The organism is Streptomyces sp. SID14515, assembly GCF_010548505.1.
GTDB lineage: Bacteria > Actinomycetota > Actinomycetes > Streptomycetales > Streptomycetaceae > Streptomyces > Streptomyces caviscabies.
Window position 1 is genome coordinate 1 of record NZ_JAAGMH010000079.1, and the last position, 25,699, is coordinate 25,699.

Below are 25,699 nucleotides of genomic sequence, written 5' to 3' on the forward strand. Positions count from 1 at the left end.
GAGCCGTCCGCCGACGCGCCCCGCGATCCCGGCCCGGTCGGCTCCCGGGCCGGGGCGACTACGGGCCCCGGCACGGACGCCTCGCCGGCCGGCACCCGCGGCGGGAGCCCTTCGGAGTCGCCGAGCCCCGAGGCCTCCACCACGGACGAGCCCACCGCCTCACCGGACCCCGACGACACGGACCCGTCCGAGGTGCCCGACAGCCCGCCCGCCGACCCGCCGGGACCGGGCGACCCGGAGGAGCCGACGACCGCGCCCGCGCCCCCGCCGCCCCCGGCCGAGCCGACGCCCACCCCGACGCCGTCCCCGACCTGCACCCGCTTCCTCTGGTGGTGCACATAAGGGGCCGATCCAGGCTCTAGGCGGTCTCCTCGCCCAGCATCCGGCGCAGCAGATCCCGCAGCACCGTGCGCTCGGCGTCGGAGAGCCCGGCCAGCGGCTCCCGGGCGAAGTCCAGCGCGTCCCGCAGCTCGCGGGCCGTACGCCGGCCCTTCTCCGTCGCGGCGGCCAGCTTCACCCGCCGATCGGCCGGATCGGGCCTTCGCTCGACCAGCTCCCGGGTCTCCAGCCGGTCGATGATCCCGGTCACGTTCGACGGCTCGCACTTCAGCCGGAGCGCGATCTTGCGCATCGGCAGGGGCTCCAGCGAGAGCAGCCCGAGCACCCGTGCCTGCGCGCCCGTGAGGGAGTGCTCGGCGGCGGCCCGGTCGTACTCCTCGTGGTAGCGCGCCACGACGGTGCCGATGAGCTCGACGACCTCAAGGGTCAGGGTGTCTGTACGAGTGGCCATGGACGACAGCGTACCGATTTACTTGACATCATGAAATATTCAGGAGCATGGTTGTTTCATGTCATGAAGCTTTTCGCGCGGTAGCCAGTACGGCGCGGAGGCTCACCCCCGTAGGACATTGAGGAGAACCCGAGCCCATGTCTGCAGCACTTCCCACGTCCAGCCGTGAATGGCACCTGGTCGCCCGCCCGCACGGCTGGCCCAAGGCCGAGGACTTCGCGCTGCGTGAGGCCGCGGTCGCCGCTCCGGCCGAAGGCCGCATCCTCGTCCGCAACAAGCACTTCTCGGTCGACCCGTACATGCGCGGCCGGATGAACGACGTGAAGTCCTACACCCCGCCCTTCAAGCTCGACCACCCCATGGACGGCGGCGCGGTCGGCGAGGTCATCGCCTCGAACGCCGAGGGCTTCGCCGTCGGCGACCACGTCCTGCACGGCCTCGGCTGGCGCGAGATCGCCGACCTGCCCGCCAAGCACGCGGTCAAGGTCGACCCCGACATCGCCCCGCTCTCCGCCTACCTCGGCGTGCTCGGCATGCCCGGACTCACCGCCTACGCGGGCCTGTTCGAGGTCGCCTCCTTCAAGGAGGGCGACGCGGTCTTCGTCTCCGGCGCGGCCGGGGCCGTCGGCAGCCAGGTCGGCCAGATGGCGAAGCTCAAGGGCGCCTCCCGGGTCATCGGCTCCGCCGGCTCCGACGAGAAGGTCAAGCTCCTCGTCGAGGAGTACGGCTTCGACGCCGCGTTCAACTACAAGAACGGGCCGGTCCGCGACCAGCTCAAGGAAGCCGCCCCCGACGGCATCGACGTCTACTTCGACAACGTCGGCGGCGAGCACCTCGAAGCCGCGATCTCCTCGCTCAACGTGCACGGCCGCGCCACCATCTGCGGCATGATCGCCCAGTACAACGCCACCGAGCCGACCCCCGGCCCGAACAACATGGCGATGATCATCGGCAAGCGGCTGCGCCTCCAGGGCGTGCTCGTGAGCGACCACGCCGACCTCCAGTCGCAGTTCGTCCAGGAGGTCGCCGGCTGGCTGGCCTCGGGCGAGCTGAAGTACCAGGAGACGACGGTCGAGGGCATCGAGCAGGGCTACGACGCGTTCGTCGGCCTGCTGCGCGGCGAGAACACCGGCAAGATGATCGTCTCCCTGGTCTGACCCACCTCCTGCCCCCACCGGCCAGGCGTTAGGCTCATCCACAGGCCGTCGCGATCGTGGGCGCGAGTCGCGGCGCACCAACCGGAGGAATCGTCACACCATGACCATCCAGAAGATCGACGTCGCCTACACCGCCGTCGCCACCGCCGAGAACGGCCGCGACGGCCGGGTCTCCTCCGACGACGGTCAGCTCGACGTCGTCGTCAACCCGCCGAAGGCCATGGGCGGCAGCGGCGCGGGCACCAACCCCGAGCAGCTCTTCGCGGCCGGCTACAGCGCCTGCTTCCAGGGCGCGCTGGGCGTCGTCGCCCGCCAGGAGAAGGCCGACATCTCCGGCTCGACGGTGACCGCCTCGGTCTCCATCGGCAAGACCGAGGCCGGCGGCTTCGGCCTGGAGGTCGCGATCAGCGCCTCCATCCCGAACGTCGACGCCGCCACCGCGCAGGCGCTCATCGAGAAGGCCCACCAGGTCTGCCCGTACTCGAACGCCACCCGCGGCAACATCAAGGTCGAGCTCTCGGTCGCCTGACCGCCAAGGCTCCGCGCGAGGACCGCGCCCCGTCCCGGGGTGCGGTCCTCGCGGCTTTCCGCACGCCAGTACGCTGACGCCCATGAGTGATCTCGGGGCGGGTTTCGGTTACTTGATGAAGGGGCAGCGCTGGGTTGCCCACCACGGACGATGGTTCGGCTTCGGGCTGCTGCCCGGACTCGTCACCCTCGTCGTCTACGCCGGAGCGCTGATCGGACTCGGTTACGGGGCCGACGACTTCGTCGGCTGGGCGACCCCGTTCGCCGACGACTGGTCCTCGCCCTGGCAGGGCCTCCTGCGCACCGGGCTGACCGCGCTCGTCTTCGTCTTCGGCCTGTTCCTCGCGGTCATCACCTTCACCGCCGTCACCCTCCTGGTCGGCCAGCCCTTCTACGAGTCGCTCTCCGAAGAGGTCGACCGCAGCGAGGGCGGCGAGGTCCCCGAGTCCGGACTGCCGCTCTGGCAGGACCTGTGGATCTCCGCCCGCGACTCCGTACGCATCCTGCTGCGCGTCGCCCTGTACGGGATCATCCTCTTCGCCTGCGGATTCATCCCGGTCGTCGGGCAGACCGTGGTCCCCGCGATCGGCTTCTGCGTCTCCGGCTACTTCCTGGCCGAGGAGCTGACCGCCGTCGCCCTCCAGCGCCGGGGCATGGTCCTCAAGGACCGGCTGGTCCTGCTGCGGGGCCGCCGGATGCTGGCGCTCGGCTTCGGCGTCCCGCTGACCCTGGCCTTCCTGGTCCCGTTCGTCGCGGTGTTCCTGATGCCGGGAGCCGTCGCCGGGGCCACGCTCCTCGCCCGCGACCTGGTGGACCCGGACGCGGCGACGGACCCGGACCCCGGGCCCGGCACCGCCGACAGCGGCGACGCACCGGCCCCCCGGGCGTGGTCGGCGTGACCGAGCTGCTGGCGGTCGCCGCCATCACCGTCCTCGCGGTCGTCTCCCCGGGCGCCGACTTCGCGATGGTCGTCCGCAACAGCTATCTCTACGGGCGCACCACCGGCGTCCTCGCGGCCACCGGCGTCGCGGCGGGCGTCCTGGTCCACGTCACGTACACGATGCTCGGCGTTGGACTGCTCATCGCCTCGTCCACCGCCCTGTTCACCGCGGTCAAACTGGCGGGCGCCGCCTATCTGATCTACATCGGGGTGCGCACCTTCCTGGCCCGCGCCGACCTCGACGTCGATCTGACGGACCGGCCGGGGCTCTCCCCGTTCGGGGCGCTGCGCAGCGGGTTCCTGACCAACGCCCTCAACCCGAAGACGACCCTGTTCGTCGTCGCGACCTTCACCCAGGTCGTCGGACCCGGCACGGCGCTCTGGCAGCAGGCGGGCTACGGACTCTTCATGGCCGCCGCCCACCTCGGCTGGTTCGCCCTGGTCGCGCTGTTCTTCTCGCACTCCCGGCTGCGCGGCGCGATGCTGCGCCGCCAGAAGGCGCTGAACCGGTCGATCGGCTCGGTCCTGGTCGGCCTCGGCGTCACCCTGGGCCTGGCCCGCTGAGCGGACCGCCCGCGGAGGAGAGGTCTCAGCGCACCGAGAACGCGTACTCGGTGCGCGAGACGAACTCCTCGCCCGGCCGGAGCACCGTGGACGGGAACTCCGGCCGGTTCGGCGAGTCCGGGAAGTGCTGGGTCTCCAGCGCGATCCCGGCGCACGGCTCGAACGGCCGACCGTCGAAGTGGTCGGCGGTGTACAGCTGGAGCCCCGGCTCGCTCGTCCGCACGGTCAACACCCGCCCGGACGCCGCGTCGTACAGCTCGGCGGCGACCCCGTCCGCCCCCTCGGCCCGCTCGTCCAGCACGAAGTTCTGGTCGTACCCCGAGCCCACCGCCCGCATCTCCCGGAAGTCGAACCGGGTCCCGGCCACCGGCGCGAACGCACCGGTCGGCACCGACGCCGCGTCCACCGGGGTGATGCGCCCCGCCGCGATCCGCAACTGCTGCCCCAGCGCGCTCCCGCTGTCCGCGCCCGCCAGGTTCCAGTACAGATGGCTGGTCGGGTTCAGCACGGTCGGCGCGTCGGTCACCGCCCGGTAGCCGAGCCGCAGCGCCCCGCCGGGCCCCAGGGTGTACGTCACCGAGAGGCCGAGCCGACCCGGATACCCCTCCTCGCCGTCCGCCGAGACCAGGGACATCCGCACCCCGTCCGGCACGGCCTCCGCGTTCCACACCCGCTTGTCGAAGCCCCTGGCCCCACCGTGCAGATGGTTGCCGTCCTCATTGGCCGTCAGGCGGTGCGACCGCCCGTCCAGGACGAACGACGCGCCCCCGATCCGGTTCGCGTACCGCCCGACCACCGCGCCGAAGTACGGGTTCGGGAACTCCTCGTAGCCCGCGACCTCCGGCAGCCCGAGCGCCACCGGGGCCCGCGACCCGTCCCGCCCGGGCGTCTCCACCGACTGCACGATCGCGCCGTACGTCAGGATCCGCACCCGGACCCCGTCCCGCTCCAGCGTCCACCGGCGGACGGGCGACCCGTCCGCGAGAACACCGAAGTCTTCCGTGTACGTGGCCGTGTCCGCGCTGGTCGTCATGGTCACCGACCCTACGCGGGCGGCTCCGGGGCCGTGATGTTGCGGTAGGCGATCTCCGCAAGCCGGGCCTGGCCGTCGCGGCTCGGATGGAACCAGTCCCACGAGCTGAGCTGCGCCCCGGTGAAGCGGAAGTCGAACACCGCCCCGCCGTCGTACCGGCAGTGCCGGTCCTTCGCGCACACCTCCCGCAGCACCTCGTTGTACGCCACCACCCGCTCCCGCACCGCGTCCCGCCGGGCCACGGCGGCTGGTCCGAGGTCGTCCGCGTCGGCGAGCATTGACTGACAGATCCCGAGGCCCCAGATCTTCTTGCCCAACTCGTTGACCCGCCCCGTCGACCAGAGCCGCTTGAGGTCCGGCACGCTGGAGACGTACACCTGCGCCTTCGGCGCCCCGGCCCGCAGCTGCCGCATCGAGGCCTCGAAGGCCGCCCGGAAGTCCGCCACCGGCGTCATCAGCCGCACCGAGTCCCGGCACGCGTCGTTCGCGCCCGTCATCACCGTCACCAGCTCCGGCCGCTCCTTCGCCGCCAGCTTCATCTGCTCGGGCAACTGCACCATCCGCGACCCCGACACCGCGTGGTTCCAGCTGCGGTCCGCCGCCTTCGACGGACCGAGCAGCCGGACCGCGAGACTGCGCACCGCGTCGTCCGTGCCGGTCGCCCACGACACCTCGGGGCAGTCGGCCAGCACCGAGCACGCGTCGAAGCCCCGGGTGATCGAGTCGCCGACCGCCGCGACCGACCGGGGCCGCGGGTTCCAGTCCGGGGTGGGGGAGGGCGACGGCGAGGCGCTGCGCGGGGCGGCCGGAGCGTTCCGCGACACGCCGCCGTCCGTACCGCCACCGCCGCATCCGGCCAGCGCGGCGACACCGACGAACGAGAGCGCGCTCAGCGCGGCGACGGCGTTACGCATTCGTGGGCGTGTCACACGCTCCGGCATCGGTCGGATCCCCTCCGGTCAACCCCTGGCTTATGCCTCTGGACATGCCCCCGGCAAGCACATGATCCCCAGGTCGGGGCGGTGCGCGCCCTGCCGGGTGAAAGCCGGCGAATCAGAGGCCTGAGACCGACGGTACGTCACACGGACGGCCCCTGCGCACGGTAGCTTTTCCCCGTCGAACCAGTGGCGTCCCGCCCGCCCGCGTACACACGGGCGGCTCCGGTACATTACGTCACGTCACATACTGTCCCTTTTCAGGAGATTAACTCCCGATGCTGTTTACTGATGACAACCTCGGGATCCGGCCGAAAAGAGGCGGTACGGGCGCGAGGCCGCTGGGGAAGGCGTACCTCGTCCCACACGGGAGGTTCCGGTGACGACACGTGGAGTCCTGTACGTTCACTCCGCACCGCGCGCGCTGTGCCCACATGTCGAGTGGGCAGTGGCGGGCGTCCTCGGTGTGCGGGTCCAGCTGGACTGGATCAGACAGCCGGCCGCGCCCGGCACCTGGCGGTCCGAGTTCTCCTGGAAGGGCCGCGCCGGCACCGCCTCGCAACTCGCCTCCGCCCTGCGCGGCTGGGACCTGCTGCGCTTCGAGGTGACCGCCGAGCCGTGCCCCACCGCCGAGGGCGAGCGCTACAGCTCCACCCCGGGCCTCGGCATCTTCCACGCCGTCACCGGCATGCACGGAGACATCCTGATCCCCGAGGACCGGCTGCGGGCCGCGCTGGCCCGCTCGGTGCGGGGCGAGAGCGACCTGGAGACGGAGATCGCCTCCCTCCTCGGCAAGCCGTGGGACGACGAGTTGGAGTCCTTCCGCCACGCGGGCGAGGGCGCGCCGGTCCGCTGGCTGCACCAGGTGGTCTGACTGCCGGGGCTCTGCCCCGGACCCCGCTCCTCAATCGCCGGAGGGGCTTGGACATGCGGAAGCCCGCCTCCCGGACGACCGGGAAGCGGGCTTCACCGCATAAGGCTTCAGACGGACCGGAACGCCAGCACCACGTTGTGCCCACCGAACCCGAACGAGTTGTTGATCGCCGCGATCGGCCCCTCGGGCAGCACCCGCGGCTCACCCCGCACGATGTCCGAGTCGATCGCCTCGTCGAGGTCGTCGATGTTGATGGTCGGCGGAGCGATCCGGTGGTGCAGCGCGAGCACGGTGGCGACCGTCTCGATACCGCCCGCACCACCCAGCAGATGACCCGTCATCGACTTCGTCGCGGAGATCGCGACATGGTCGAGGTCGTCGCCCAGCACCTTGCGCAGCGCCTTGATCTCCGCGAGGTCACCCTGCGGCGTCGACGTGGCGTGCGCGTTGAGGTGGACCACCTCGGACGGCTTGAGGTCGCTGGAGTCCAGCAGGTTCTGCATCGCGGCGGCGATGCCCCGACCGGTCGGCTCGGGCTGCGCGATGTGGTGGGCGTCGGCCGACAGGCCCTGGCCCAGCACCTCGCAGTAGACCCGGGCGCCGCGCGCGGCGGCGTGCTCGGCGGACTCCAGGACGACGACGCCCGCACCCTCGCCGAGGACGAAGCCGTCCCGGCCGGTGTCGTACGGGCGCGAGGCCTTCTCGGGCTCGTCGTTGTTCTTGGACATCGCCATCATGTTGGCGAACGCGGCGATCGGCAGCGGGTGGATCGCCGCCTCGGTGCCACCGGCGACGACCACGTCGGCACGGCCGGTACGGATCATCTCGACGGCGTACCCGATCGCCTCCGCGCCCGAGGCGCAGGCGGAGACGGGCGTGTGGACGCCGGCCTGGGCGTTGACCTCCAGGCCGACGTTGGCCGCCGGGCCGTTGGGCATGAGCATGGGCACGGTGTGCGGGGAGACGCGGCGTACGCCCTTCTCCTTCAGCACGTCGTACTGGTCGAGCAGGGTGGTCACGCCGCCGATGCCGGAGGCGATGACCGAGCCGAGGCGCTCGGGGGCGATGGACTCGTCCTCGCCGGCCTTGGCGGTGTAGCCCGCGTCGGCCCAGGCCTCGCGGGCCGCGATCAGCGCGAACTGCGCCGAGCGGTCCAGCTTGCGGGCCAGCGGGCGGGGAAGGACGTCGCCCGGGTCGACGGCCGCGAGGGCGGCGATCCGGACGGGCAGTTCGGCGAAGCGCTCGCCTTCGAGAGGCTTGACGCCGGACCGGCCGGCCATCAGACCTTCCCAGGTCGATGCGGAGTCGCCACCCAGCGGAGTGGTTGCGCCGATACCGGTGACGACCACGGTGCGATTGGTCGAGTTCACTGGAAAATCTTCTCCACGTGTAGAGGGTCGTGAATCAGCGGCGCCACCGCCGGGTGGCGACACAGCCGGGCTGGGATCAGCCCTGGTGCTTCAGGATGTAGTCGGCGGCGTCGCCGACCGTCTTGAGGTTCTTGACGTCCTCGTCGGGGATCTTGACGTCGAAGCGCTCCTCGGCGGCGACGACGACCTCGACCATGGACAGCGAGTCGACGTCCAGGTCGTCGGTGAAGGACTTGTCCAGCTGGACGTCCTCGACCGGGATACCGGCGATCTCGTTGACGATCTCGGCGAGACCGGTGACGATCTCTTCCTGCGTGGCGGCCATCTTGGCGCTCCTTCGGTGGGTTTCTTCAGTGTTCGTGCGTACGGACCAAAAGGTCCGGTGTGCCTAGGGGAGGGTAACGACCGTCGCGGCGTAGACGAGACCCGCCCCGAAGCCGATGACGAGCGCGGTGTCGCCGCTCTTCGCCTGACCGGTCGCCAGGAGCCGCTCCATCGCGAGCGGGATCGAGGCGGCGGACGTGTTGCCGGTGGACTCGATGTCACGGGCGACCGTGACGTGCTCCGGCAGCTTCAGGGTCTTCACCATCGAATCGATGATCCGCATGTTGGCCTGGTGCGGAATGAAGACGTCCAGGTCTTCCGGGGCGATCCCGGCCGCGTCCAGCGCCTGCTGGGCGACCTTCGCCATCTCGAAGACGGCCCAGCGGAAGACCGCCTGGCCCTCCTGCGTGATGGCCGGGAACTTGATCTCGCCCTTGGAGTCGAGCGGCAGCTTGGAGACGTCGCCGACGTGCAGGTCGTTCCAGGCCACCGTCTGCTTGATGGTCTCGGACTTGTCGCCCTCGGAGCCCCACACGGTCGGGCCGATGGCCGGTTCCTGGGAGGGGCCGACGACGACCGCGCCCGCGCCGTCACCGAACAGGAAGGCCGTCGCACGGTCCTCCAGGTCGGTCAGGTCGCTGAGCCGCTCCACGCCGATCACGAGGACGTACTCCGCCGAGCCCTCGACGACCATGCCCTTGGCGAGCGTGAGGCCGTAACCGAAGCCCGCGCAGCCGGCCGAGATGTCGAACGCGGCGGGCTTGCCCGCACCGATCTTGTGCGCGATCTCGGTGGCGACGGCCGGGGTCTGCTTGAAGTGCGAGACGGTCGAGACGACGACCGCGCCGATCTGCTCGGGGTCGATGCCCGCGTCCGCGATGGCCTTGCCGGACGCCTCGATCGACATCATCGCCACGGTCTCCTCCTCGGAGGCCCAGTGGCGGGTGACGATGCCGGAGCGGGAGCGGATCCACTCGTCGGACGAGTCGATCGTTTCGAGGATCACCTCGTTCGGCACGACCCGGGTCGGGCGGTAGCCGCCGACGCCGAGGATCCGTGCGTACGGGGCGCCCTTGCTGGGCTTGATCTTCGACATGCTCGCTCCTTAGACGCCTGCGTGCTCGGACATGAGCGCGCGGGCCGCGTCGAGGTCGTCGGGGGTCTTGAGCGCGAGCGTCTTCACGCCGGGCAGCCCTCGCTTGGCGAGTCCGGTCAGCGTGCCGCCGGGGCTCAGCTCGACGAGTGCGGTGACGCCCAGCGACTGGAAGGTCTCCATGCACAGGTCCCAGCGGACCGGGTTGGCGACCTGCCCGACCAGCCGGGCGATGACCTCGGTGCCGGTGGCCACGGTGTGGCCGTCGGCGTTGGAAACGTAACGCACGGTCGGGTCGGAGACCGTGAGGTCGCCGACCGCCGCGCGCAGCTTCTCCACGGCCGGAGCCATGTGGTGCGTGTGGAACGCGCCGGCCACCTTCAGCGCGACGACCCGGCGCACGCCCTCGGGCTTGTCGGCCTCCAGGGCGGCGAGCTGGGCGGCGGTGCCCGCGGCGACGATCTGGCCGCCGCCGTTGACGTTGGCCGGCGTCAGCCCGAGCTTCTCCAGGTGCGGGACCGTTACGGCGGGGTCGCCGCCGAGCAGGGCCGCCATGCCGGTCTCGGTGACCGCGGCGGCCTCGGCCATGCCGAGGCCCCGGGTACGGACGAAGCGCAGCGCGGCCTCGTCGTCGATGACGCCGGCGAGCGTGGCGGCGGTGATCTCACCGACGCTGTGGCCCGCGACGACGTCGGGCGACGCGGCGTCCAGCGCGGTCGCCGAGAGCAGTCCGGCGGCGACCAGGAGCGGCTGGGCGACGGCCGTGTCGCGGATCTCGTCCGCGTCGGCCTTCGTGCCGTAGTGGGCAAGGTCGAGCCCGATGGCGTCGGACCAGGCCGCGATGCGGTCGGCGGCACCGGGGAGGTCGAGCCAGGGAGTCAGGAAGCCGGGCGTCTGAGCGCCTTGGCCGGGAGCGACGAGTACGAGCACCCTCACACTCTCTCTTGTGGACGGCTCCGCACGCCCGTGGGGACAGGGACGAAGAACCGTCGGGGGAATTGTTGAAGTCCAACAAAAGTCTAGGACTGAGGATCCGCAGCCGCCAAGCGCCCCAGGATCAGGGCGATCCGCAGTGTGAACGCGGAGCGCACATCGGAGGGTGACCATCCGGTGACGTCGGTCACACGTCGCAGCCGGTAGCGCACGGTGTTGGGGTGCACGAAGAGCATTCGGGCGGCGCCTTCGAGACTGCTCGCCTGCTCCAGATAGACACTCAGCGTTTCCAGAAGAGCCGAACCGGCCTCCTCCAGCGGTCTGTAGATCTCCTCCACCAACTGGTCCCGCGCGGCCGGGTCTCCGGCCATCGCGCGCTCCGGGAGGAGATCGTCCGCCAGGACCGGGCGCGGGGCGTCCTGCCACGCCAGGCACGCCTTCAGCCCGGCGGCCGCGGCCTGCGCGGACCGGGTCGCGGCCAGCAGGTCCGGCACGACGGGTCCGGCGACGACGGGCCCGGCGGCGTACGGCCCGATCAGGCCCTTCGCGACCTGGAGCGGATTGTCGCTGCCGCCCGCGATGACGACGAGCCGGTTGCCGAGAACCCCCGTGAGGACCTGGAGCTTGGCGTGCCGGGCGGCGCGCCGGATCGCCTCCACCGTCAGCTCGCTGTCCCCGTCGGGCGCGGTGCCGAGGATGACGCACACATGCTCGGGCGAACTCCAGCCGAGCGCGGCGGCCCGGGACACGGCTCCCTCATCGGCCTCGCCGGAGAGCACCGCGTTCACCACCAGCGACTCCAGCCGGGCGTCCCACGCGCCCCGGGCCTCGGCGGCCTGGGCGTAGACCTGGGCGGTGGCGAAGGCGATCTCGCGCGCGTAGACGAGGAGCGCCTCGCGCAGCACCGACTCGTCGCCGGGGGCGGCCACCTCCTCGATCGCGGTCTCCATGACCTCGATCGTGGTGCGCACCATCTCCACGGTCTGCCGCAGGGTGATGGCCCGGGTCAGTTCGCGCGGCGCGGTGCCGAACACATCGGTCGAGATGGCCTGCGGCGTCTCGGGATGCCGGAACCACTCGGTGAACGCGGCGATACCGGCCTGGGCGACCAGGCCGATCCAGGACCGGTTCTCCGGGGGCATCGCCCGGTACCACGGCAGCGATTCGTCCATGCGGGCAATCGCGTTTGCGGCCAGTCGGCCGGAGGACTGCTCCAGCCGTTTCAGGGTCGCGGCGTGCAGGTGGGCGTCGTGGGCGGGGGGCTGCTCAGGATCGGGTCGGGGCACGAGGACAAGACTGCCTTATCGGGCCGGTGGTTCGGTGGGCCGGGGCGACGGTGCCCCGTACCGGCGGGTAGCCGGGCACCCGGCGCAACCGCCCCGCCGCCGGAGCCGTACGGGAACTCCCGCCGCCCGGAGCCGCACGGGCGGCCCCCGGGCTACCGTGGCCGGGTGATTTCCGTGCACCGGTCCGACGACCGCTACCGGGGCGGGGACGAGGCCGCCGGGATCGACACCCGGCACGCCCTCTCCTTCGGCCCCTTCTACGACCCGGACAACCTCCGCTTCGGCCCGATCCTGGCCTGCAACGAGGAGCGCCTCGCCCCGGGCGCGGGCTTCGAGGAGCATCCGCACAGCCATACGGAGATCGTCACCTGGGTCGTCGAGGGCGAGCTGACCCACCGCGACTCGGCCGGCCACTCCACCGTCGTCCGCGCCGGAGACGTGGCCCACCTGAGCGCCGCCTCCGGGGTCCGGCACGTCGAACGCAACGACGGCACGGACCCGTTGACCTTCCTCCAGATGTGGCTGGCGCCGCTGGAGCCCGGCGGCGAACCCGCCTACACGGTGGTGCCCGGCATCGCCGACTCCACCCCGTACGCCCTGCCCGGCGCGGGCGCGATGCTCCATGTCCGCCGTCTGACCGGGGGCGAGCGCACGGCGGTCCCGGACGCGGTGCGCGCGTACGTCCATGTGGTGCGGGGCCGGGTCGCCCTGGACGGCGAGGAGCTGGGCCCCGGCGACGCCGCCCGGATCACCGGCGCGGAGGGCCTGGAGGCGGTCGCGGTGGCGGGCCCGGCGGAGCTGCTGGTGTGGGAGCTGGCGAGCTGAGGGCGGCGGCCTGTACTACCCGGCCCGGAGCGCCCGCCACAGGTCGCGGAGCAGCGCGATCTCGGCCATGTGGTGGATGAGCTCCAGATTGGCGTTGACCAGCACGCCGATGTACGCGTCGTCGGGGTCGGAGCCGTACGGATACTGCGAGAGGCCGACCGTGTCGAGCTGCTCCTCGGTGAGCGTGGCCATGCTCGCGCGGTGGAGGTCGAGCGTCGCCCAGAACCGCTCCAGCGCGAGCGAGGCGGACGGCGTGAAGTCGACCAGCTGATGCGGATCCTGCCGCCGCTCGCCGAAGGTCCACTCCCAGCGGCCCGCGAAGTCGGAGTGCAGATGGCCCAGCCGCCACGCGATGGTGGTGATCGGCACGACGTCGGGCTCCGGCTCACCGGTGAACGCCAGGACCTCCTCGACCCGTTCGACGCTCACGCTCCAGTCCTCGGCGATCTTCGCGACGGACATGCCGTCCGCCGCCTGCCGCGCGACCTCCGCGTACTCGTTCGCCGGAATCTCCGGCGCCCCCTTGTCGAGCACCCAGGCGCCGGGACCGTACGCCCGGGGCGTCGCCGCCTCCTCGCGCCGACGGATCGACCAGCTGCCGGGCGCGGGCTCCCACAGATACTCCTCGTCACCGAGCCCCCGCAGCCGGACCTCGGCCATCTCCCGCGCCTGGTCGAACTGCTCGATCAGAATGCCCAGCCGGTCGGTCCGCGGACCCTGGCCGCTCATGTCCGTCTCCCTCGTCGTGATGCGTTCAGCTCTCGGAGCGCTTCTCGCGCTCGTCCGCCAGCCTGTCCAGTTCGCGCATCGCCTGGGAGTGCCCGCTGAGCCGCCGGCTCACATGACCGGTCGTCGCCAGCGCGGTTCCCACGAGCGATACGGGTATGGAGAGCCCCAGCACGGCCAGCGCCTCGGGCCAGTCGCGTTCGTCCGCGCAGTAATCCTGGGCCCACACACCCTCGTTGGCGGTGCCGCCCTCCGTGAACAGCCGCGCCTCGCACTCCTTCGTGCTGCCGACGCGCGTCTCGACCTCGAAGTCGGTCAGCAGCAGAACGGCGCACCAGCCCCACAGCAACGCCCCCAGGAACAGCAGCCCGACCCCCCAGTCACGTGTGCGGGCGGCCCGTTCCCGGAATTCGAGGTCGTACTCTCGTGATCGCATGGCGGCCGAATCTAGCAGCGCACACATGTGCGGGTCTTTCCGGTTTCGGTCCAACGGGTCCCGGTCCAACGGGTCTCCGTCCTACGGATTTCCGTCCAACGGTTCTCTGCCCTACGGGTTTGCGTCCTTCCGCGCGCGGACGGCCAGGACGGCGACCAGCAGCGTCGGTACGAGCAGGAGCGAGAAGGCGATCGCGTAACCGCCGAGGCGGCTCGCCCCGGCCGCCAGACCGGCGTTGAGCACGGCGGTGGCGAACGCCAGGACGACGACCTGCCCGAGGTTCATGTTGGTCTGCATGGCACTGGTGGTGTGGCCCAGCCGGTCCGGCGCGCTGTGCGAGAGCGAGAGCACCGTGACACAGGGATCGAGCATGCCCATCCCGATCGCCGCCAGCGGCATGGCCGCCATCGCGAGCAGCGGCGACACCCCGGAGAAGCTGCCCACCACGGCGAAGCCCACGGACGCCGCCATGACCAGCGCGCCGACCGTGACGAGCCGATGCCGGGCGACGTCCTGGAGCAGCTTCCCCTGCACCCATGACGCGACCGCCCACAGCACGGCGGAGGCGGTGAACGCGACGCCGACCGTCACCGCGGCCACCCGCCGCTCGGTGATCAGCATCAGCGGAACCAGCGCCTCGACGGTGAAGTACGTGCCCGACGTCAGCCCGCGCAACAGCACCGCGGTGGGCAGCCCGCGAGCACTGCGCCAGGTGCCGGCCGGCAACAGCCGGGGCGCGAAGACCACCAGCAGCGCGACTCCGGCGGCGACGAACAGCAGATGACGCGCGTCCCACCCGGACACCCCGTACTGGCCGAGCGCCGCGCCCAGACTCAGCAGCGCCGCGATCACCAGCGGCGGCCGGGACGCGCGTTCCTCGGCGGGCGGGAGGTCACTGGCCTGGACCCCGTCGTTCGCGGGAGCCCGCCGCAACACCGCCACCAGGGCGACCGCGGGCAGCGCCGTCAGCGCGGCGAGGCCGTAGAAGACCACCCGCCAGGACCACGCCTCGGCGACCACTCCGGCGATCGGCGGCCCGACCAGCGACGGGATGATCCAGCTCGCGCTCATCATCGCGAGCATCCTGGGCCGCAGATACTCCGGATACGACTGCCCGATGGCGGTCGTCACGGACACCGCCACCATCCCGGCCGCCAGCCCGTCGACGAAGCGGCCGACCACCAACTGCCAGATGGACACGCTGGACGCCGACACCAGCAGCGTCACCACGGAGAGGACCATGCCGAGGGCCAACGGCCGCCGGGCGCCGGAACGGTCCGCCCAGTGCCCGCCCAGCACGCCGCCGAGCAGACTGGCGGCCACGAAGCTGCCCGCCACCAGGGGGAACAGCGGCACGCCGTCCAGATCCTCGGCCGCCGTGGGCAGCGTGGGCACCACGGCCAGCGCGGCGAAACCGGTCAGGAACATCACCGTGGCGAAGGTCAGCGTGGCCGCCGCGTGCTGCCGGGAGAAGATGCCCGGCAGGGCCTCGTCGGTGTCGTTCGGTGAGGGTTGGACGGCCTGTTCCGCAGTCAATCGATGCCCCGTTGACGTAGCTCGCCACCCCGAGGCTTGGTCTGGACCACCCCGGGGCCAGGCGAGAAGCTATGTCAGGCCCGAAGCGCGGGCAACCGGATTTAGCGCAGCCCGTCCACGAACGCCTGCCAGGCGTGGGCCCCGAGGACGATGGCGGGGCCGGTGGGGTTCTTGCTGTCGCGGACGGGGACGGAGCCGCAGGAGGGGGTGGCGGCGACCTCGACGCAGTCGCCGCCGGTGTTGCCGCTGTAGGAGGAGGTCCGCCAGGCAGCGCCGCCGGTCACGGTGCACTCGACGCACTCGCCGCCGGTGTTGCCGCTGTAGGAGGAGGTCCGCCAGGCCGCACCGCCGGTCACGGCGCACTCGACGCAGTCGCCACCGGTGCTGCCGCTGTAGCTGGACTTGCGCCAGTCCGCGTTCGTCAGGTCAGGGCCGTGCTCCATAACGCTCCTCCATCACGCGGCTGATCCGCGCCACCGATTCCTCGACGGAGAGTGCGGTGGCCTGGAGGTGAGCGTATCGGAGCGAGGCCTCCCTGATGGTTTCAGGGTTGGCCGTCATATGGCCGGAGATGCGGTCCTCGGTGTAGATGATGTCCGGGTCGTCGTCGAAGCGCAGGAGGTTGAACGAGCCGTCCAGGCTCGCGTGTTCGCCTGCCTCGAACGGCAGCACCTGAATCCGCATCCAGCGGTGCGCCGCGTAGTCCAACAGCTTCTGGAGTTGGGCCCGCATCACCTCGTGGCCGCCGATCGGCCGGTACAGCACGGCCTCGTCCAGGATCGCCCACGCCAGCGGCGGCTTCGCCCGCGCCAGGATGCGCTGGCGCTCCATCCGGGCGGCGAGCAGACCCTCCAGGTCGTCCGGCATACCGGTGGTCAGGACGGCCCGCGCGTAATCCTCCGTCTGCAACAGCCCGTAGACCACCTGTGCTTGGTACGTGGAGATGTACGCGGCCTTCGCCTCCATGTCCGCGTACGGCTGGAACCAAGCGGGCAGTTGGCTCCGCAGCACCAGGCCCACCAGCCGCGAGAACGTCCCGTCCGTGCCCAGAGCCGCGTCAACGCGCTCCGAGAAGTCACGGGTGGGGACCTTCTTCGTCGTCTCGACCTGGCCGATCAGCGAGCCCGTGCAGAAGATGATGGAGCCCAACTGCGGCTGCGTCAGGCCCTGGGCTTCACGATGACGGCGTAACTCCGAGCCGTAGTAGGCGAGCGGCGAAGCGTCGGGATCGAGCTTCTGGACGTTGGCCATGGCGCGGACCTCCGGGTGCAACGCCTCGCGGCGTTCGTTTCGGTACGTAGCCGAGCGTAGCCAGACCATCGCAGTCTGGTGACATGAATCACGTAGTTATCCCCCGGAGGGATCCCGGGGAGCCCGTATACCGCGCCGACTTCGCCCTCGGCGAGCACTCCGCCCGGCATCTGCGCCGCGTGCTGCGGCTCTACCTCAAGGGCTGGGAACTGATGTTCCTCGCCGACGCGGCGGAACTGGCGCTCACCGAGCTGATCGCCAACGTCGTGCGGCACGTGCCCGACCGGCGCGGCCAGACCTTCATCTTCCGGCTGCCGCGCGGCGAGGGCGTCCGCGTCGAGGTCGCGGACAGCAGCCCCGTCATGCCCCTCGCCATCACGGGCGACCCGCTGGACGACGGGGGCCGCGGGCTCGTCCTCGTCAACGCCGTCACCGACAACTGGGGCATCATCAAGCGCTGGGACGGCGGCGGGAAGACCGTCTGGTTCGAGTGCCTGACGCCGCCGGAGAAGGGCGGCAGCCGCTTCAGGACAGTTCGGCTAGAACCGCGTCCGTGAACGGGGTCCAGGCCTCCGCGGCCCACGGGCCGAAGGCGCGGTCGGTCAGCGCGACGCAGGCGACGCCCGCGACCGGGTCGATCCACAGGAACGTGCCCGACTGGCCGAAGTGCCCGAAGGTGGCCGGGGAGGACGAGTTGCCCGTCCAGTGCGGGGACTTGGAGTCGCGGATCTCGAAGCCGAGGCCCCAGTCGTTCGGGCTCTGGTGGCCGTAGCCCGGCAGGACGCCCTTGAGGCCCGGATGCACGACGCTCTGGGCCTCAAGGACCGTACGCGGGTCGAGGAGGCGGGGGGCCTGGACCTCGGCGGCGAAGCGGACCAGGTCGGCCACGGTGGAGACGCCGTCGCGGGCGGGGGAGCCGTCGAGGGTCGTGGAGGTCATGGACAGCGGTTCCAGGACGGCCTGGCGCAGATACTCCGCGAACGGGATGCCGGACGCCTTCGCGATGTGGTCGCCGAGCACCTCGAAGCCCGCGTTGGAGTACAGGCGGCGGTTGCCGGGCGGGGCCGTCACCCGGTGCTCGTCGAAGGCGAGGCCGCTGGTGTGGGCGAGGAGGTGGCGCACCGTGGAGCCCTCGGGCCCGGCCGGCTCGTCCAGCTCCACGGCCCCTTCCTCGTACGCCACCAGCGCCGCGTAGGCCGCGAGCGGCTTGGTGACCGAGGCGAGGGGGAAGCGGTGGTCGGCCGGCCCGTGCGTGCCGAGGACCGTGCCGTCCGCCCGGACGACGGCGGCCGCCGCCGTCGTGACCGGCCAGGTGTCGATGATGCGCAGGCTCTCCATGCGTCCGAGCCTAACCGGTCGGCTTCGGCGGCTTTCGGGGTCACCTTGCCGTTCACGTCGTGTACGCCGAGCGGCGTGACTGCACCGCGTACGTGACGGCCAGCATTCCGGCGACGCCGAGAAGAAGGAGAAAAGCGGCGAGGAATTCGTGCACCGGCCTCGGCGCCGGGGGCACGAATCCGCCGATGAACTCCATGTGCGGGTAGGCGAGGGCCATCAGCAGGTTACGGGGGTCGAACCGGCTCAGGATCGGCACGAGGAAGAACCCGGCGACGAAAACCGGCAGGACGTACAGAGGACGCCGGAAGAGAACAGCGGTGCACATTCCCAGCAGGGCGAAGAAGACGCCGGTAGTGACCGTCATGGCGAGCGTGGGAAGCGCGTCCGTGAAAGACATGTCCGGGGGAACGCGCAGAAGACGGGTGTCGACGCGGTCGGAAACCGTCAGGTGCACCGCGGTGGTGGTGGCGAGGGCGAAGAGAAGAGCGGTCACGGTCAGAGCGGTCACCGCCGTCACCAAGGAAGCCGCCCGGGCCACGAAGAGCGGCCGGCGCCCTTCCCGTACCACCCGGAACTTCAACGTCTTGTAATGCGCGTCACGGGTGGCCGCGACGGCCCCGTAGGTGAAGAAGACGATCGGCCCGATGACGAAGCAGAGCACCTGGAGAAGATTCACCGCGCCCTGTACCGGATGGAGACCGGCGACGGCCTGTCCGGCCGCTTCCCAGGTCTCCTTCAAGGGTGCGTCGGTCGCGTCCGCGCCTTTTCCGATGGCCCGCTGAAAGGTGTAGCCGCCGTCCTCGTGCAGAAACCGCCACTCCCGGTGCAGACTGTCGACCGCGGCGCGTGCGCTCGCGTACGCACCGAGGGCGAAGGCCGACATGACCGCCGCGAAACAGGTCGCGGCGTAGAGGAAGTGGCGGGAGACCCACTGGTAGCGGAGGTCACCGCGGAGCGTTCGCCCGATGGCGCAGATAGACCGCTTCGAGGCTGTCTCCGTCGTCATGGTTGAAGTCAAGCCTGCTCAGCCTTTGCTCGGATAGGGCGAAAACGTCGTCCGCCACTTTGTCGTAGAAGTCGAATTGGTGGCCGGAGGCGACCACGACGCCGTTCTCCTTGAGCCGCTCGATGGAGCTTCGCAGCCATTGCAGACTGTCGTAGTCGAGGCCGTTCGCCAGCTCGTCGAGCACGACGTAGGCGGGGCGGGCGATCAACAGGCCGATGGTGTACAGCTTTTTCCGCTGCCCGTAGGAGAGGGCGCGGGCGGGCTTGCGCAGGCTCGCCCGGTCCAGCGCTCCGTCCGCGACAGCCCTGACGTCGTCCCAGGTCACCGCGTGTCCCGTCAGCTGACGGAGGTTCTCGAAGCCGGAGAGGTGGGGGTAGAGGGGGCAGTCGTCGAACACGGGGAAGACGTGCTCGCGCACATCCGCCAGCGGGCGGCCGGAGAACTCCACGGTCCCGCCGTGCCTCTCCAGGCCCAGCAGGCATTTGAACAGCGTGGTCTTTCCCGAACCGTTGGGGCCGAGGAGGTAACTCACTCTGCCCTTCGGGAATACCGCGGAAGCGTCGTCCAGGACCGTCTGGTCGCCGTACGCCTTGGTCAGCGAGGTGATGGTGATCATCGTTGAAGTCTCGATTCCCGCGCGGCGGGCGGCCGGTTCGCACGCATGCACCCCGGCCACCCGCGCCTGTCACGTCGGTACGGTCCGTACTTCGCTACGTCCGTACCTCGGTACGTCGGTGAGCCGAGCTGCTAACCCTTCCAGCTCCAGGCACCGGACTTGCTGCCGGAGAAGTAGTGCGTGTAGTCCTGCGAATAGGCCTTCACATCACCCCACGGGGTGGGCACACCGGCGCCGATCGTGTCCTTGGCGCGCCACTTATGGGTGGCGGCGGTGTTGTGGTAGCGCTTGATGCCCTTGTTCTTCGCGATGTTCGGGAAGATGTGGCCGCTCTCCTGCCACCCCTTCGACGAGGTGACCTTCTTGCCGTTGTAGCCGAAGTACACGGTGTCGCGGGTCCACATCAGGGAACTTCCGCGCTTGTACTGGGCTTTCCGGTACTTCGTTTTGGCGGCGGCCCGGGCCATGACTCCGGCCTCGGCCTCCTCGCCGGAAACATCGGCGGCTTCCGCGATGGGCTCGTCGGTGAATGCCGCGAGCTGTTCCGGGCTGAGCTGATCCGCCGATACCGCCACTCCGTCCTCGCTGACCGCGATCGGCTCACCGGCGGTGTCGGCAAAGGCGGTTGCGGCAGGAGCGGCTATCGCCAGAGCGATGCCGCAGGACGCGGCGACAGTGATGAAACGGCTCCGCATGTATTCCCCCTCGGGTCTTCAGAACCCGGCCGCGATCAATCGGGCCGGGCCGGTCGAAGACTGATGCTATCTCAGGTTTTCCGGGGTAAATCGGTGCAGATGATCACGGAAAACCGATGGAACCGGAAGGCGTCGAATTCCGTCGCCCGTGCCCTTTACCGCTCTCACGCGGCCAGCGGGTCCAGTGGCGCCAGCCGGGTGCCGAGCGCCATGATGCGCATCGCGCGCTCCGTGGCGTCGGCCAGGAATTCGCCGCTCCGGCCGATCGCCTCCACCAGCGTCATCGGCGCGGGCAGGATCGCGCTGTACGCGTCCACGCCCACCGCCCGTACGTCCTGCGCGCCCGGCCCGATCGTCCCGGCCAGCACCAGGACCGGCACCCCTGCCGCCTGCGCCCGGCGCGCCACCTCCGCCGGGATCTTCCCGCGTACGGTCTGGTGGTCGAGCGCGCCCTCCGCCGTGATCACGAAGTCGGCGCGGGCCAGGCGGGCGTCGAGGTCGAGGCCGTCGAGCAGGACGTCGTAACGGGGGAGGAGGCGGGCGCCCACGGCCGCCAGCCCGGCCCCGAGACCGCCGGAGGCGCCCGTGCCGGGAGCCGTGCGCAGATCGACGGCCGGGACGCCGGCCGCCGGGGCGAAGGCCGGGGCCAGGTCGCGGGTGAGGACGGCGGCCAGCCGTTCCAGGCCGGCCGAGAGCAGCTCCACCTCCGCCGGGGTCGCGCCCTTCTGCGGTCCGAACACCCGGGCCACACCGCGCTTTCCGCACAGCACGTTGTACGGGTTGCAGGCCACGAGCAGGTCGGCGTCGGCCAGCCTGGGGTCGAGGCCGGACGGGTCGATGTGCTCCAGCTCGTGCAACACCCCGCCGCCGCGCCGGAGTTCACGGCCGTGCCGGTCGGTGAGGCGGGCCCCGAGCGCCTGGAGCGCACCCGCGCCCCCGTCCGACGTGCCGGAGTCGCCGCAGCCGATCAGGATGCGCCGGGCCCCCGCGTCCAGGGCCGCCCGGATCAGCTCGCCGACGCCGTACGTGGTGGTCGCGCCCGGGTGGCGGAGGTCCGGCGGCACCAGGGCGAGCCCGGCGATGGCCGCCATCTCGACAACGGCGGTCAGCGGGGCGGGAGTTGCCCCGGACCTCGGGTCGTCGCCGCCCAGCAGCGCGAAGTGCGAGGGGACCGGGTCGCCCACCGGGCCCGTCGCGGTGCACGCGACCAGCCGGCCGCCGCCCGCCAGGGCCAGCGCCTCCGCCGTGCCCTCGCCGCCGTCGACCAGCGGGATCAGGTCGAGATCGGCGTCGGGAACCACCCGCCGTACGCCGACGGCGATGGCCTCCGCCACCCGGGCGGCGGACAGGGACTCCTTGAAACCGCTGGGGGCGATGGCGATGCGGTGGGTCATGGCTGGGGCCTTTCGTTCGGATCGAGAGGGACGGGTACGCCGAGCAGCGGCCAGACGACGAGCGCGAAGGCGAGCACGAGGGCCGCCGTGAGCGGCGCGAGGAAGGCGGACAGCCGCAGCAGGTCGCGCGGCGTGTAGGTCGGGGTGCCGGGCACGTCCGCGAAGAGGGCGACCGGCTTGGCCGAGGACGGCAGCGTGTGGCAGAAACCGGCGGCGGCCGTGGACGCCAGCGCCGCCGTGACCGGGTTGACCCCGGCCCCGACCGCCGCCGCGACCACCAGCGGGACCAGCACGGAGGACCGGGCCGAGCGCGACTGGAGCGCCAGATGGGCGGCCGTGCTGACGACGACCACGCCGGTCAGGAAGAGCCACGGGGGCGTGGACGCCCCGAGCGGTATCCAGCCCACCAGCCAGTCCGCCGCGCCCGAGTCGGAGAGGGCGACGCCCATCGCCATGGTGGCCGCCATGAACAGCAGCAGCGGCCAGGGGACCGTCCGCAGGCCGTCCTTGAAGCGGACCGTGCCCAGCGCGGGCGAGGTCGCCACCAGCGCGCCGATCAGCGCGACCACGGCGGGCGACACCCCGTGCAACGGCTCGCTGCACCACAGCAGGACGACCGTCGCCAGCAGCAGCAGACACCGGGACTCCGCCGGGGTGAACGGGCCTTCGACGGCCGTCTCGGAGTGCTCCTGGATCTGCGCCGCCGTGATCGTGACCGCGCCCTTGCGGTCGGAGCGCCGGGTCGTCGTCAACAGCACCAGTTCGGCGGCGAGATGGGAGGAGACGACCGCCAACGGCAGCCCGACGACCAGCCATTGCCCAAAGCTCAGCTGCTCCCCGGTCTGCTCCCACAGCACCCCGACGGTGATCAGGTGCGCGCCCGCCCCGATGAGCGTCGCGACGGCGGAGAGCAGGATGACGGTCGGGAAGAGCAGCGCCAGCATGACGACCAGGCGGGCCCGCTCACGGAGCGCGGCGGCCAGCGCCAGGAACACCGGGAGGGCGAGCGCCGCCCGGCCCGAAGTGGCCGGAACGGCGAACGCGGTGATGACCAGACCGGCCGTGGTCAGGTGCGTCAACTGACGTACGGTCCTGGCCCCGCCGACCAGGAAGACGGCGGCCCGCCCGGCCAGACCGGTCCGGGTCACGGCGGCCGCGAGGACGAAGGCGCAGATCAGCAGCCACACCGTCTCGTCACCCAGGGTGGCGAACAGGGTCTCGCTGCTGATCACCCCCGTCACGGTCAGCGCCAGGCCCGCGCCGAGCGCGATGTAGGCGTCGTCCACCGGAGTGGCGATCCAGGCGGCGGTGGCCAGGGCGAAGACGGCGAGGGAGAGCCGCCCGTCGGCGCTGAGGCCGGGGGCGGCGCCGGGGACGGCGAGGAGGGCGCAGAGTCCGAGGACGGCGCAGAGGCCGACGGTCTGCCGGAGAGGGAGAGGCACGCTGTACAGCCTCTGAAGGCGGGGTGAGCGGTCGATGAGCGGCCTGTGAAGGACCTTTCATCCGGCCGTGGCCCTCCCCGCAGGCCAGGGCCCGCCGTCGGTCTGGCCTCCGCCGCCGTGGCCCCTGCCGGCGGTGGTCCCCGCGCGGATCTACGGCAGCCGGTAGCCCATGCCCCGTACCGTCTCCAGCCGCTCCGCGCCCAGCTTCCGGCGCAGCGCGCGAACGTACACGTCCACGATGTTGGAGCCGGGGTCGAAGTCGTACCCCCACACATGCGACAGGATCTGCTCGCGCGACAGCACCTGCCCCGGGTGACGCAGGAACATCTCCAGCAGCACGAACTCACGCGCCGTCAGGTCCACCGTCCGGTCCTCCGCACGGGCCCGGCGCGTCCGCAGGTCCAGCGCGAGACTGCCGCTGCGCAACATGGTGACCTCGGGCGCGCGGGCCGCGGTGCGTTGGCGCAGCCGTACCCGGGCGAGCAGCTCCTCGAAGCGGAACGGCTTCGTCATCCAGTCGTCGGCCCCGCCTTCGAGCCCCGCCACCGTGTCCCGGACGGAGTCGCGGGCGGTGAGCACGATCACCGGCAGCGTGACGCGGGCCTCGCGCAGCTCCCGCAGCACGGTGAAGCCGTCCCGGCCCGGCAGCCCGATGTCGAGCACCATCAGGTCGAACCCGCCGGTCAGCGCATGGCCCAGCGCCAGGTCGCCGTCCTCGGCGACGACGGTGGTGAAGCCGTTGGCGCGCAGCCCCTTCTGGACGAACGAGGCGATGCGCTCCTCGTCCTCGGCGATCAGAATGCGGTTCATGAGTCGGTCTCCAGCGTGATGACGAAGGTGGCTCCGCCGCCTTCGGTGCGGCGTAGTTCTACGCGGCCGTGGTGGCCCTCCGCGATGGCCCTGACGATGGCGAGGCCGAGCCCCGCGCCGCTGGTGCGGGCCCCGCGCCGGGAGGTGCCCCGGCGGAACCGCTCGAAGATCACCTCGGCGTCCTCCGGCGGAATGCCGGGCCCGTGGTCGGCGACGTACAGCTCCACGCGCTCCGCCCCTTCCCGGCCCGCCTCGGACCGGGAGCCGATGCGGATGCGCTGGCCGGGCACGGTGTGCTGGACGGCGTTCTGCGCGAGCTGGACCATCGCCTGCGTCATCCGCTGCTCGTCCAGGCGTACTTCGAGGTCCGCGACGCCGTCGAGCTGCCAGTCCCGGTCGCCGAGGGTCCGCACCTTCACGAACACGTCAGCCGTCAGCTCCGCGAGCTGGACGGGCTCGGGGCGTACGAAATCGGGGCGCTCGGCCCCCGCGAGCAGCAGCAGATCCTCGACGATCCGGCTCATCCGGTCCAGCTCGTCCGTGACCAGCCGCACCGTCTCCTCCCGGTCCGCCGGGTCGTCGCCCATCAGCTCCAGATGGCCCCGGACGATGGTGATCGGGGTGCGCAGCTCGTGCCCGGCGTCGTCGACGAAGACCCGCTGCGCGGCGAACGCCCGCTCCAGCCGGTCGAGCATCGCGTTGAACGTCTCGGCGAGGGCCGCGATGTCGTCCCGGCCCTCCACGGGGATCCGCCGGGTGAGGTCCTGCTCGGTCAGCTCCGCCGCCGTAGTCCGGACCAGCCGGACGGGCGCGAGGATGCGTCCGGCGACCGCCCAGCCGATCCCGGTCGTCATCAGCAGCGCCACCCCGGACAGGGCGAGCAGCGTCCAGAACGTCTTGTCGGCGACGGCCCGTTCACGCTCCGGATGGAAGGCGACGACGAACGCCCCCGGCCGCCCGCCCGCGGACGGCCCGATCTCGACCTTGGCCCAGCGCACCTCGCCCTGCGGGCGCTCCAGGGTTCCGAAAGCGTCCTTGGAAGCGCGGATGTGGGTGAGCGAGGCGGCATCCCGCCACAGAGCGATGTCCCGGGGCAGGTCGCGGCGCTGCCGGATGACGTCGGGCCGCTCGCCGGGCCGGCCGGTCAGGCCCAGCAACTCCTCGTCGGGGTCGGCGTACTGCCGTTGCAGATAGACGCGAAGCAGCCGGTCCGCGGTGTCGAACCGGCCGCCGGTATCCGGATCCACCCCCTGCGGCACGAAGTTCGCGAACTCGCCGGTCTCCTGCGTGAGCAGCTGGCTGACGCGATGGTCCACGTCCCGCTGGAGGATCGAGCGCACGGTGACGGCGACCGCGCCCAGCGCGACCGCCATCACCACCAGCAACCACAGCAGGATCCGTACCCGGGCGGAAATCCTCGGGAAGCCCAGCGGCGACCGGCTAACCGTCATCACCGAAGTCGTCGTCATCGTCGTCGTCGGCCGCGGAGGGGCCCGGCACGATGGAGCTGTCCGGAGTACGGGTCGGAGTGGGGGCGTCGCTCGGCGACGGCGGTGTGGCGCGTGGACTCTCGTCCAGCTGAACGGCGGGAGGCACCTTCGGCGCTTCCGAGGTGTCGGTCATGGCGTAGCTGGTGGCCGCTATGCCGAGGGGCACGGCGACGACGGCTGCCAGGGCCGCCAGACGAGGTGAGAAAGCCATGGGTCCACTGTGGCCGTCACGGCCGGGGAAGACATGAAGCGCAGATGAGCATTCCTTCATCTTGGTACGCGCCGCCGGCGGCCTTCCGCGCGGGGT

At 71.4% G+C, this 25,699-nt stretch carries 29 protein-coding genes and 1 pseudogene; 8 read left to right on the plus strand and 22 right to left on the minus strand.

Going from position 1 to position 25,699, the window contains the following annotated elements:
• A pseudogene (locus G3I54_RS15865) lies at window positions 1-342 on the plus strand (hypothetical protein); the annotation flags it as partial.
• 16 nt (window positions 343-358) lie between these two features.
• On the opposite strand, the gene G3I54_RS15870 reads toward G3I54_RS15865, so the two are convergent.
• Entirely contained in the window at window positions 359-790 is a 432-nt protein-coding gene (locus G3I54_RS15870) for a MarR family transcriptional regulator (protein WP_164615247.1), read from the minus strand.
• A 137-nt stretch (window positions 791-927) separates the two neighbouring features.
• Between G3I54_RS15870 and G3I54_RS15875 the strand changes: the two genes are divergently transcribed.
• From G3I54_RS15875 to G3I54_RS15890, 4 genes are all read left to right on the plus strand, one after another.
• On the plus strand, window positions 928-1,947 hold the full coding sequence (locus tag G3I54_RS15875) for an NADP-dependent oxidoreductase (RefSeq protein ID WP_164615250.1): 1,020 nt from the start codon (window positions 928-930) through the stop codon (window positions 1,945-1,947).
• Window positions 1,948-2,047: 100 nt separating this feature from the next.
• A complete protein-coding gene (locus tag G3I54_RS15880) occupies window positions 2,048-2,476 on the plus strand; it encodes an organic hydroperoxide resistance protein (protein WP_006124225.1) in 429 nt (142 codons plus the stop codon).
• 82 nt (window positions 2,477-2,558) lie between these two features.
• Window positions 2,559-3,374, plus strand: a complete 816-nt coding sequence (locus G3I54_RS15885; RefSeq protein ID WP_164615252.1) for an EI24 domain-containing protein — start codon at window positions 2,559-2,561, stop codon at window positions 3,372-3,374.
• Window positions 3,371-3,979: a LysE family transporter gene (locus tag G3I54_RS15890; protein ID WP_030078135.1), complete on the plus strand. Its 609-nt coding sequence runs from the start codon at window positions 3,371-3,373 to the stop codon at window positions 3,977-3,979. Before G3I54_RS15885 ends, G3I54_RS15890 begins: the two co-directional genes overlap by 4 nt.
• 25 nt (window positions 3,980-4,004) lie before the next feature.
• Here the strand turns inward: G3I54_RS15890 and G3I54_RS15895 are convergent, their stop codons facing one another.
• Window positions 4,005-5,012, minus strand: a complete 1,008-nt coding sequence (locus G3I54_RS15895) for an aldose epimerase family protein (protein ID WP_164615254.1) — start codon at window positions 5,010-5,012, stop codon at window positions 4,005-4,007.
• An 11-nt stretch (window positions 5,013-5,023) separates the two neighbouring features.
• A complete protein-coding gene (locus G3I54_RS15900; RefSeq protein ID WP_203686418.1) occupies window positions 5,024-5,926 on the minus strand; it encodes an SGNH/GDSL hydrolase family protein in 903 nt (300 codons plus the stop codon).
• Window positions 5,927-6,326: 400 nt separating this feature from the next.
• Between G3I54_RS15900 and G3I54_RS15905 the strand changes: the two genes are divergently transcribed.
• Window positions 6,327-6,821, plus strand: coding sequence for a DUF3145 domain-containing protein (locus G3I54_RS15905; protein WP_030585920.1), 495 nt, complete (start codon window positions 6,327-6,329; stop codon window positions 6,819-6,821).
• A gap of 107 nt (window positions 6,822-6,928) precedes the next feature.
• Here G3I54_RS15905 and fabF read toward each other — a convergent pair whose 3' ends face one another.
• From fabF to G3I54_RS15930, 5 genes are all read right to left on the minus strand, one after another.
• The gene (fabF, locus tag G3I54_RS15910; protein WP_164615258.1) at window positions 6,929-8,191 is read right to left on the minus strand and encodes a beta-ketoacyl-ACP synthase II; all 1,263 of its coding nucleotides are present in this window, start codon (window positions 8,189-8,191) and stop codon (window positions 6,929-6,931) included.
• 76 nt (window positions 8,192-8,267) lie between these two features.
• The gene (locus G3I54_RS15915; protein WP_014045780.1) at window positions 8,268-8,516 is read right to left on the minus strand and encodes an acyl carrier protein; all 249 of its coding nucleotides are present in this window, start codon (window positions 8,514-8,516) and stop codon (window positions 8,268-8,270) included.
• A 63-nt stretch (window positions 8,517-8,579) separates the two neighbouring features.
• Window positions 8,580-9,611: a ketoacyl-ACP synthase III gene (locus tag G3I54_RS15920; RefSeq protein ID WP_164615260.1), complete on the minus strand. Its 1,032-nt coding sequence runs from the start codon at window positions 9,609-9,611 to the stop codon at window positions 8,580-8,582.
• 9 nt (window positions 9,612-9,620) lie between these two features.
• On the minus strand, window positions 9,621-10,538 hold the full coding sequence (locus tag G3I54_RS15925; protein ID WP_164615262.1) for an ACP S-malonyltransferase: 918 nt from the start codon (window positions 10,536-10,538) through the stop codon (window positions 9,621-9,623).
• An 89-nt stretch (window positions 10,539-10,627) separates the two neighbouring features.
• On the minus strand, window positions 10,628-11,827 hold the full coding sequence (locus G3I54_RS15930; protein ID WP_164615264.1) for a helix-turn-helix domain-containing protein: 1,200 nt from the start codon (window positions 11,825-11,827) through the stop codon (window positions 10,628-10,630).
• Window positions 11,828-11,992: 165 nt separating this feature from the next.
• On the opposite strand from G3I54_RS15930, the gene G3I54_RS15935 reads away from it, so the two are divergent.
• Window positions 11,993-12,652 (plus strand): pirin family protein, encoded by a 660-nt coding sequence (locus tag G3I54_RS15935; RefSeq protein WP_164615266.1) that lies wholly within the window; start codon window positions 11,993-11,995, stop codon window positions 12,650-12,652.
• A 15-nt stretch (window positions 12,653-12,667) separates the two neighbouring features.
• Here G3I54_RS15935 and G3I54_RS15940 read toward each other — a convergent pair whose 3' ends face one another.
• The 5 genes from G3I54_RS15940 to G3I54_RS15960 form a co-directional block, all read right to left on the minus strand.
• A complete protein-coding gene (locus G3I54_RS15940; RefSeq protein ID WP_164615268.1) occupies window positions 12,668-13,381 on the minus strand; it encodes a DinB family protein in 714 nt (237 codons plus the stop codon).
• 25 nt (window positions 13,382-13,406) lie between these two features.
• The gene (locus G3I54_RS15945; RefSeq protein ID WP_164615270.1) at window positions 13,407-13,814 is read right to left on the minus strand and encodes a hypothetical protein; all 408 of its coding nucleotides are present in this window, start codon (window positions 13,812-13,814) and stop codon (window positions 13,407-13,409) included.
• A 111-nt stretch (window positions 13,815-13,925) separates the two neighbouring features.
• Window positions 13,926-15,350 (minus strand): MFS transporter, encoded by a 1,425-nt coding sequence (locus G3I54_RS15950; protein WP_164615272.1) that lies wholly within the window; start codon window positions 15,348-15,350, stop codon window positions 13,926-13,928.
• 101 nt (window positions 15,351-15,451) lie between these two features.
• Complete coding sequence (locus tag G3I54_RS15955; RefSeq protein ID WP_164615274.1) at window positions 15,452-15,793, minus strand: DUF397 domain-containing protein; 342 nt, start codon at window positions 15,791-15,793, stop codon at window positions 15,452-15,454.
• Window positions 15,777-16,601, minus strand: a complete 825-nt coding sequence (locus G3I54_RS15960) for a helix-turn-helix transcriptional regulator (protein ID WP_164615277.1) — start codon at window positions 16,599-16,601, stop codon at window positions 15,777-15,779. Before G3I54_RS15960 ends, G3I54_RS15955 begins: the two co-directional genes overlap by 17 nt.
• A gap of 83 nt (window positions 16,602-16,684) precedes the next feature.
• Here G3I54_RS15960 and G3I54_RS15965 point away from each other — a divergent pair, with 83 nt between their 5' ends.
• Entirely contained in the window at window positions 16,685-17,158 is a 474-nt protein-coding gene (locus G3I54_RS15965; RefSeq protein ID WP_164615278.1) for an ATP-binding protein, read from the plus strand.
• On the opposite strand, the gene G3I54_RS15970 is transcribed toward G3I54_RS15965, so the two are convergent.
• The 9 genes from G3I54_RS15970 to G3I54_RS16010 all read right to left on the minus strand — a co-directional run bounded on the left by G3I54_RS15970 (window position 17,127) and on the right by G3I54_RS16010 (window position 25,603).
• The gene (locus tag G3I54_RS15970; RefSeq protein ID WP_164615280.1) at window positions 17,127-17,939 is read right to left on the minus strand and encodes a serine hydrolase domain-containing protein; all 813 of its coding nucleotides are present in this window, start codon (window positions 17,937-17,939) and stop codon (window positions 17,127-17,129) included. The two genes, G3I54_RS15965 and G3I54_RS15970, sit on opposite strands and share 32 nt — an antisense overlap.
• Window positions 17,940-17,991: 52 nt before the next feature.
• Window positions 17,992-18,945, minus strand: a complete 954-nt coding sequence (locus tag G3I54_RS15975; protein ID WP_164615282.1) for a hypothetical protein — start codon at window positions 18,943-18,945, stop codon at window positions 17,992-17,994.
• Entirely contained in the window at window positions 18,884-19,561 is a 678-nt protein-coding gene (locus G3I54_RS15980) for an ATP-binding cassette domain-containing protein (protein WP_164615284.1), read from the minus strand. The genes G3I54_RS15975 and G3I54_RS15980 overlap by 62 nt, the downstream gene beginning before the upstream one ends.
• 131 nt (window positions 19,562-19,692) lie before the next feature.
• Window positions 19,693-20,256: a hypothetical protein gene (locus tag G3I54_RS15985; RefSeq protein ID WP_164615286.1), complete on the minus strand. Its 564-nt coding sequence runs from the start codon at window positions 20,254-20,256 to the stop codon at window positions 19,693-19,695.
• Window positions 20,257-20,420: 164 nt separating this feature from the next.
• On the minus strand, window positions 20,421-21,650 hold the full coding sequence (locus G3I54_RS15990) for a glycerate kinase (RefSeq protein ID WP_164615288.1): 1,230 nt from the start codon (window positions 21,648-21,650) through the stop codon (window positions 20,421-20,423).
• Window positions 21,647-23,092, minus strand: coding sequence for an SLC13 family permease (locus tag G3I54_RS15995; protein ID WP_164615290.1), 1,446 nt, complete (start codon window positions 23,090-23,092; stop codon window positions 21,647-21,649). The genes G3I54_RS15990 and G3I54_RS15995 overlap by 4 nt, the downstream gene beginning before the upstream one ends.
• 150 nt (window positions 23,093-23,242) lie before the next feature.
• Window positions 23,243-23,902: a response regulator transcription factor gene (locus tag G3I54_RS16000; RefSeq protein ID WP_073821298.1), complete on the minus strand. Its 660-nt coding sequence runs from the start codon at window positions 23,900-23,902 to the stop codon at window positions 23,243-23,245.
• A complete protein-coding gene (locus tag G3I54_RS16005; protein WP_203686420.1) occupies window positions 23,899-25,353 on the minus strand; it encodes an ATP-binding protein in 1,455 nt (484 codons plus the stop codon). The genes G3I54_RS16000 and G3I54_RS16005 overlap by 4 nt, the downstream gene beginning before the upstream one ends.
• Window positions 25,343-25,603 carry a small hydrophilic protein gene (locus G3I54_RS16010; protein WP_164615292.1) on the minus strand — a complete coding sequence of 87 codons (261 nt, stop codon included), beginning with the start codon at window positions 25,601-25,603 and terminating at the stop codon, window positions 25,343-25,345. The genes G3I54_RS16005 and G3I54_RS16010 overlap by 11 nt, the downstream gene beginning before the upstream one ends.
• Between the last annotated feature and the right edge of the window lie 96 nt (window positions 25,604-25,699).

Coding starts and splice junctions, on each gene's coding strand:
- G3I54_RS15965 (WP_164615278.1), top strand. CDS start 16,685: ATGAATCACGTAGTTATCCCCCGGAGGGATCCCGGGGAGCCCGTATAC.
- G3I54_RS15900 (WP_203686418.1), bottom strand. CDS start 5,926: ATGCGTAACGCCGTCGCCGCGCTGAGCGCGCTCTCGTTCGTCGGTGTC.
- G3I54_RS15990 (WP_164615288.1), bottom strand. CDS start 21,650: ATGACCCACCGCATCGCCATCGCCCCCAGCGGTTTCAAGGAGTCCCTG.
- G3I54_RS15960 (WP_164615277.1), bottom strand. CDS start 16,601: ATGGCCAACGTCCAGAAGCTCGATCCCGACGCTTCGCCGCTCGCCTAC.
- G3I54_RS15920 (WP_164615260.1), bottom strand. CDS start 9,611: ATGTCGAAGATCAAGCCCAGCAAGGGCGCCCCGTACGCACGGATCCTC.
- G3I54_RS15980 (WP_164615284.1), bottom strand. CDS start 19,561: ATGATCACCATCACCTCGCTGACCAAGGCGTACGGCGACCAGACGGTC.
- G3I54_RS15885 (WP_164615252.1), top strand. CDS start 2,559: ATGAGTGATCTCGGGGCGGGTTTCGGTTACTTGATGAAGGGGCAGCGC.
- G3I54_RS15940 (WP_164615268.1), bottom strand. CDS start 13,381: ATGAGCGGCCAGGGTCCGCGGACCGACCGGCTGGGCATTCTGATCGAG.
- G3I54_RS15955 (WP_164615274.1), bottom strand. CDS start 15,793: ATGGAGCACGGCCCTGACCTGACGAACGCGGACTGGCGCAAGTCCAGC.
- G3I54_RS15985 (WP_164615286.1), bottom strand. CDS start 20,256: ATGCGGAGCCGTTTCATCACTGTCGCCGCGTCCTGCGGCATCGCTCTG.
- G3I54_RS15880 (WP_006124225.1), top strand. CDS start 2,048: ATGACCATCCAGAAGATCGACGTCGCCTACACCGCCGTCGCCACCGCC.
- G3I54_RS15915 (WP_014045780.1), bottom strand. CDS start 8,516: ATGGCCGCCACGCAGGAAGAGATCGTCACCGGTCTCGCCGAGATCGTC.
- G3I54_RS16000 (WP_073821298.1), bottom strand. CDS start 23,902: ATGAACCGCATTCTGATCGCCGAGGACGAGGAGCGCATCGCCTCGTTC.
- G3I54_RS15895 (WP_164615254.1), bottom strand. CDS start 5,012: ATGACGACCAGCGCGGACACGGCCACGTACACGGAAGACTTCGGTGTT.
- G3I54_RS15970 (WP_164615280.1), bottom strand. CDS start 17,939: ATGGAGAGCCTGCGCATCATCGACACCTGGCCGGTCACGACGGCGGCG.
- G3I54_RS16005 (WP_203686420.1), bottom strand. CDS start 25,353: ATGACGGTTAGCCGGTCGCCGCTGGGCTTCCCGAGGATTTCCGCCCGG.
- G3I54_RS15975 (WP_164615282.1), bottom strand. CDS start 18,945: ATGACGACGGAGACAGCCTCGAAGCGGTCTATCTGCGCCATCGGGCGA.
- G3I54_RS15870 (WP_164615247.1), bottom strand. CDS start 790: ATGGCCACTCGTACAGACACCCTGACCCTTGAGGTCGTCGAGCTCATC.
- G3I54_RS15875 (WP_164615250.1), top strand. CDS start 928: ATGTCTGCAGCACTTCCCACGTCCAGCCGTGAATGGCACCTGGTCGCC.
- G3I54_RS15945 (WP_164615270.1), bottom strand. CDS start 13,814: ATGCGATCACGAGAGTACGACCTCGAATTCCGGGAACGGGCCGCCCGC.
- G3I54_RS16010 (WP_164615292.1), bottom strand. CDS start 25,603: ATGGCTTTCTCACCTCGTCTGGCGGCCCTGGCAGCCGTCGTCGCCGTG.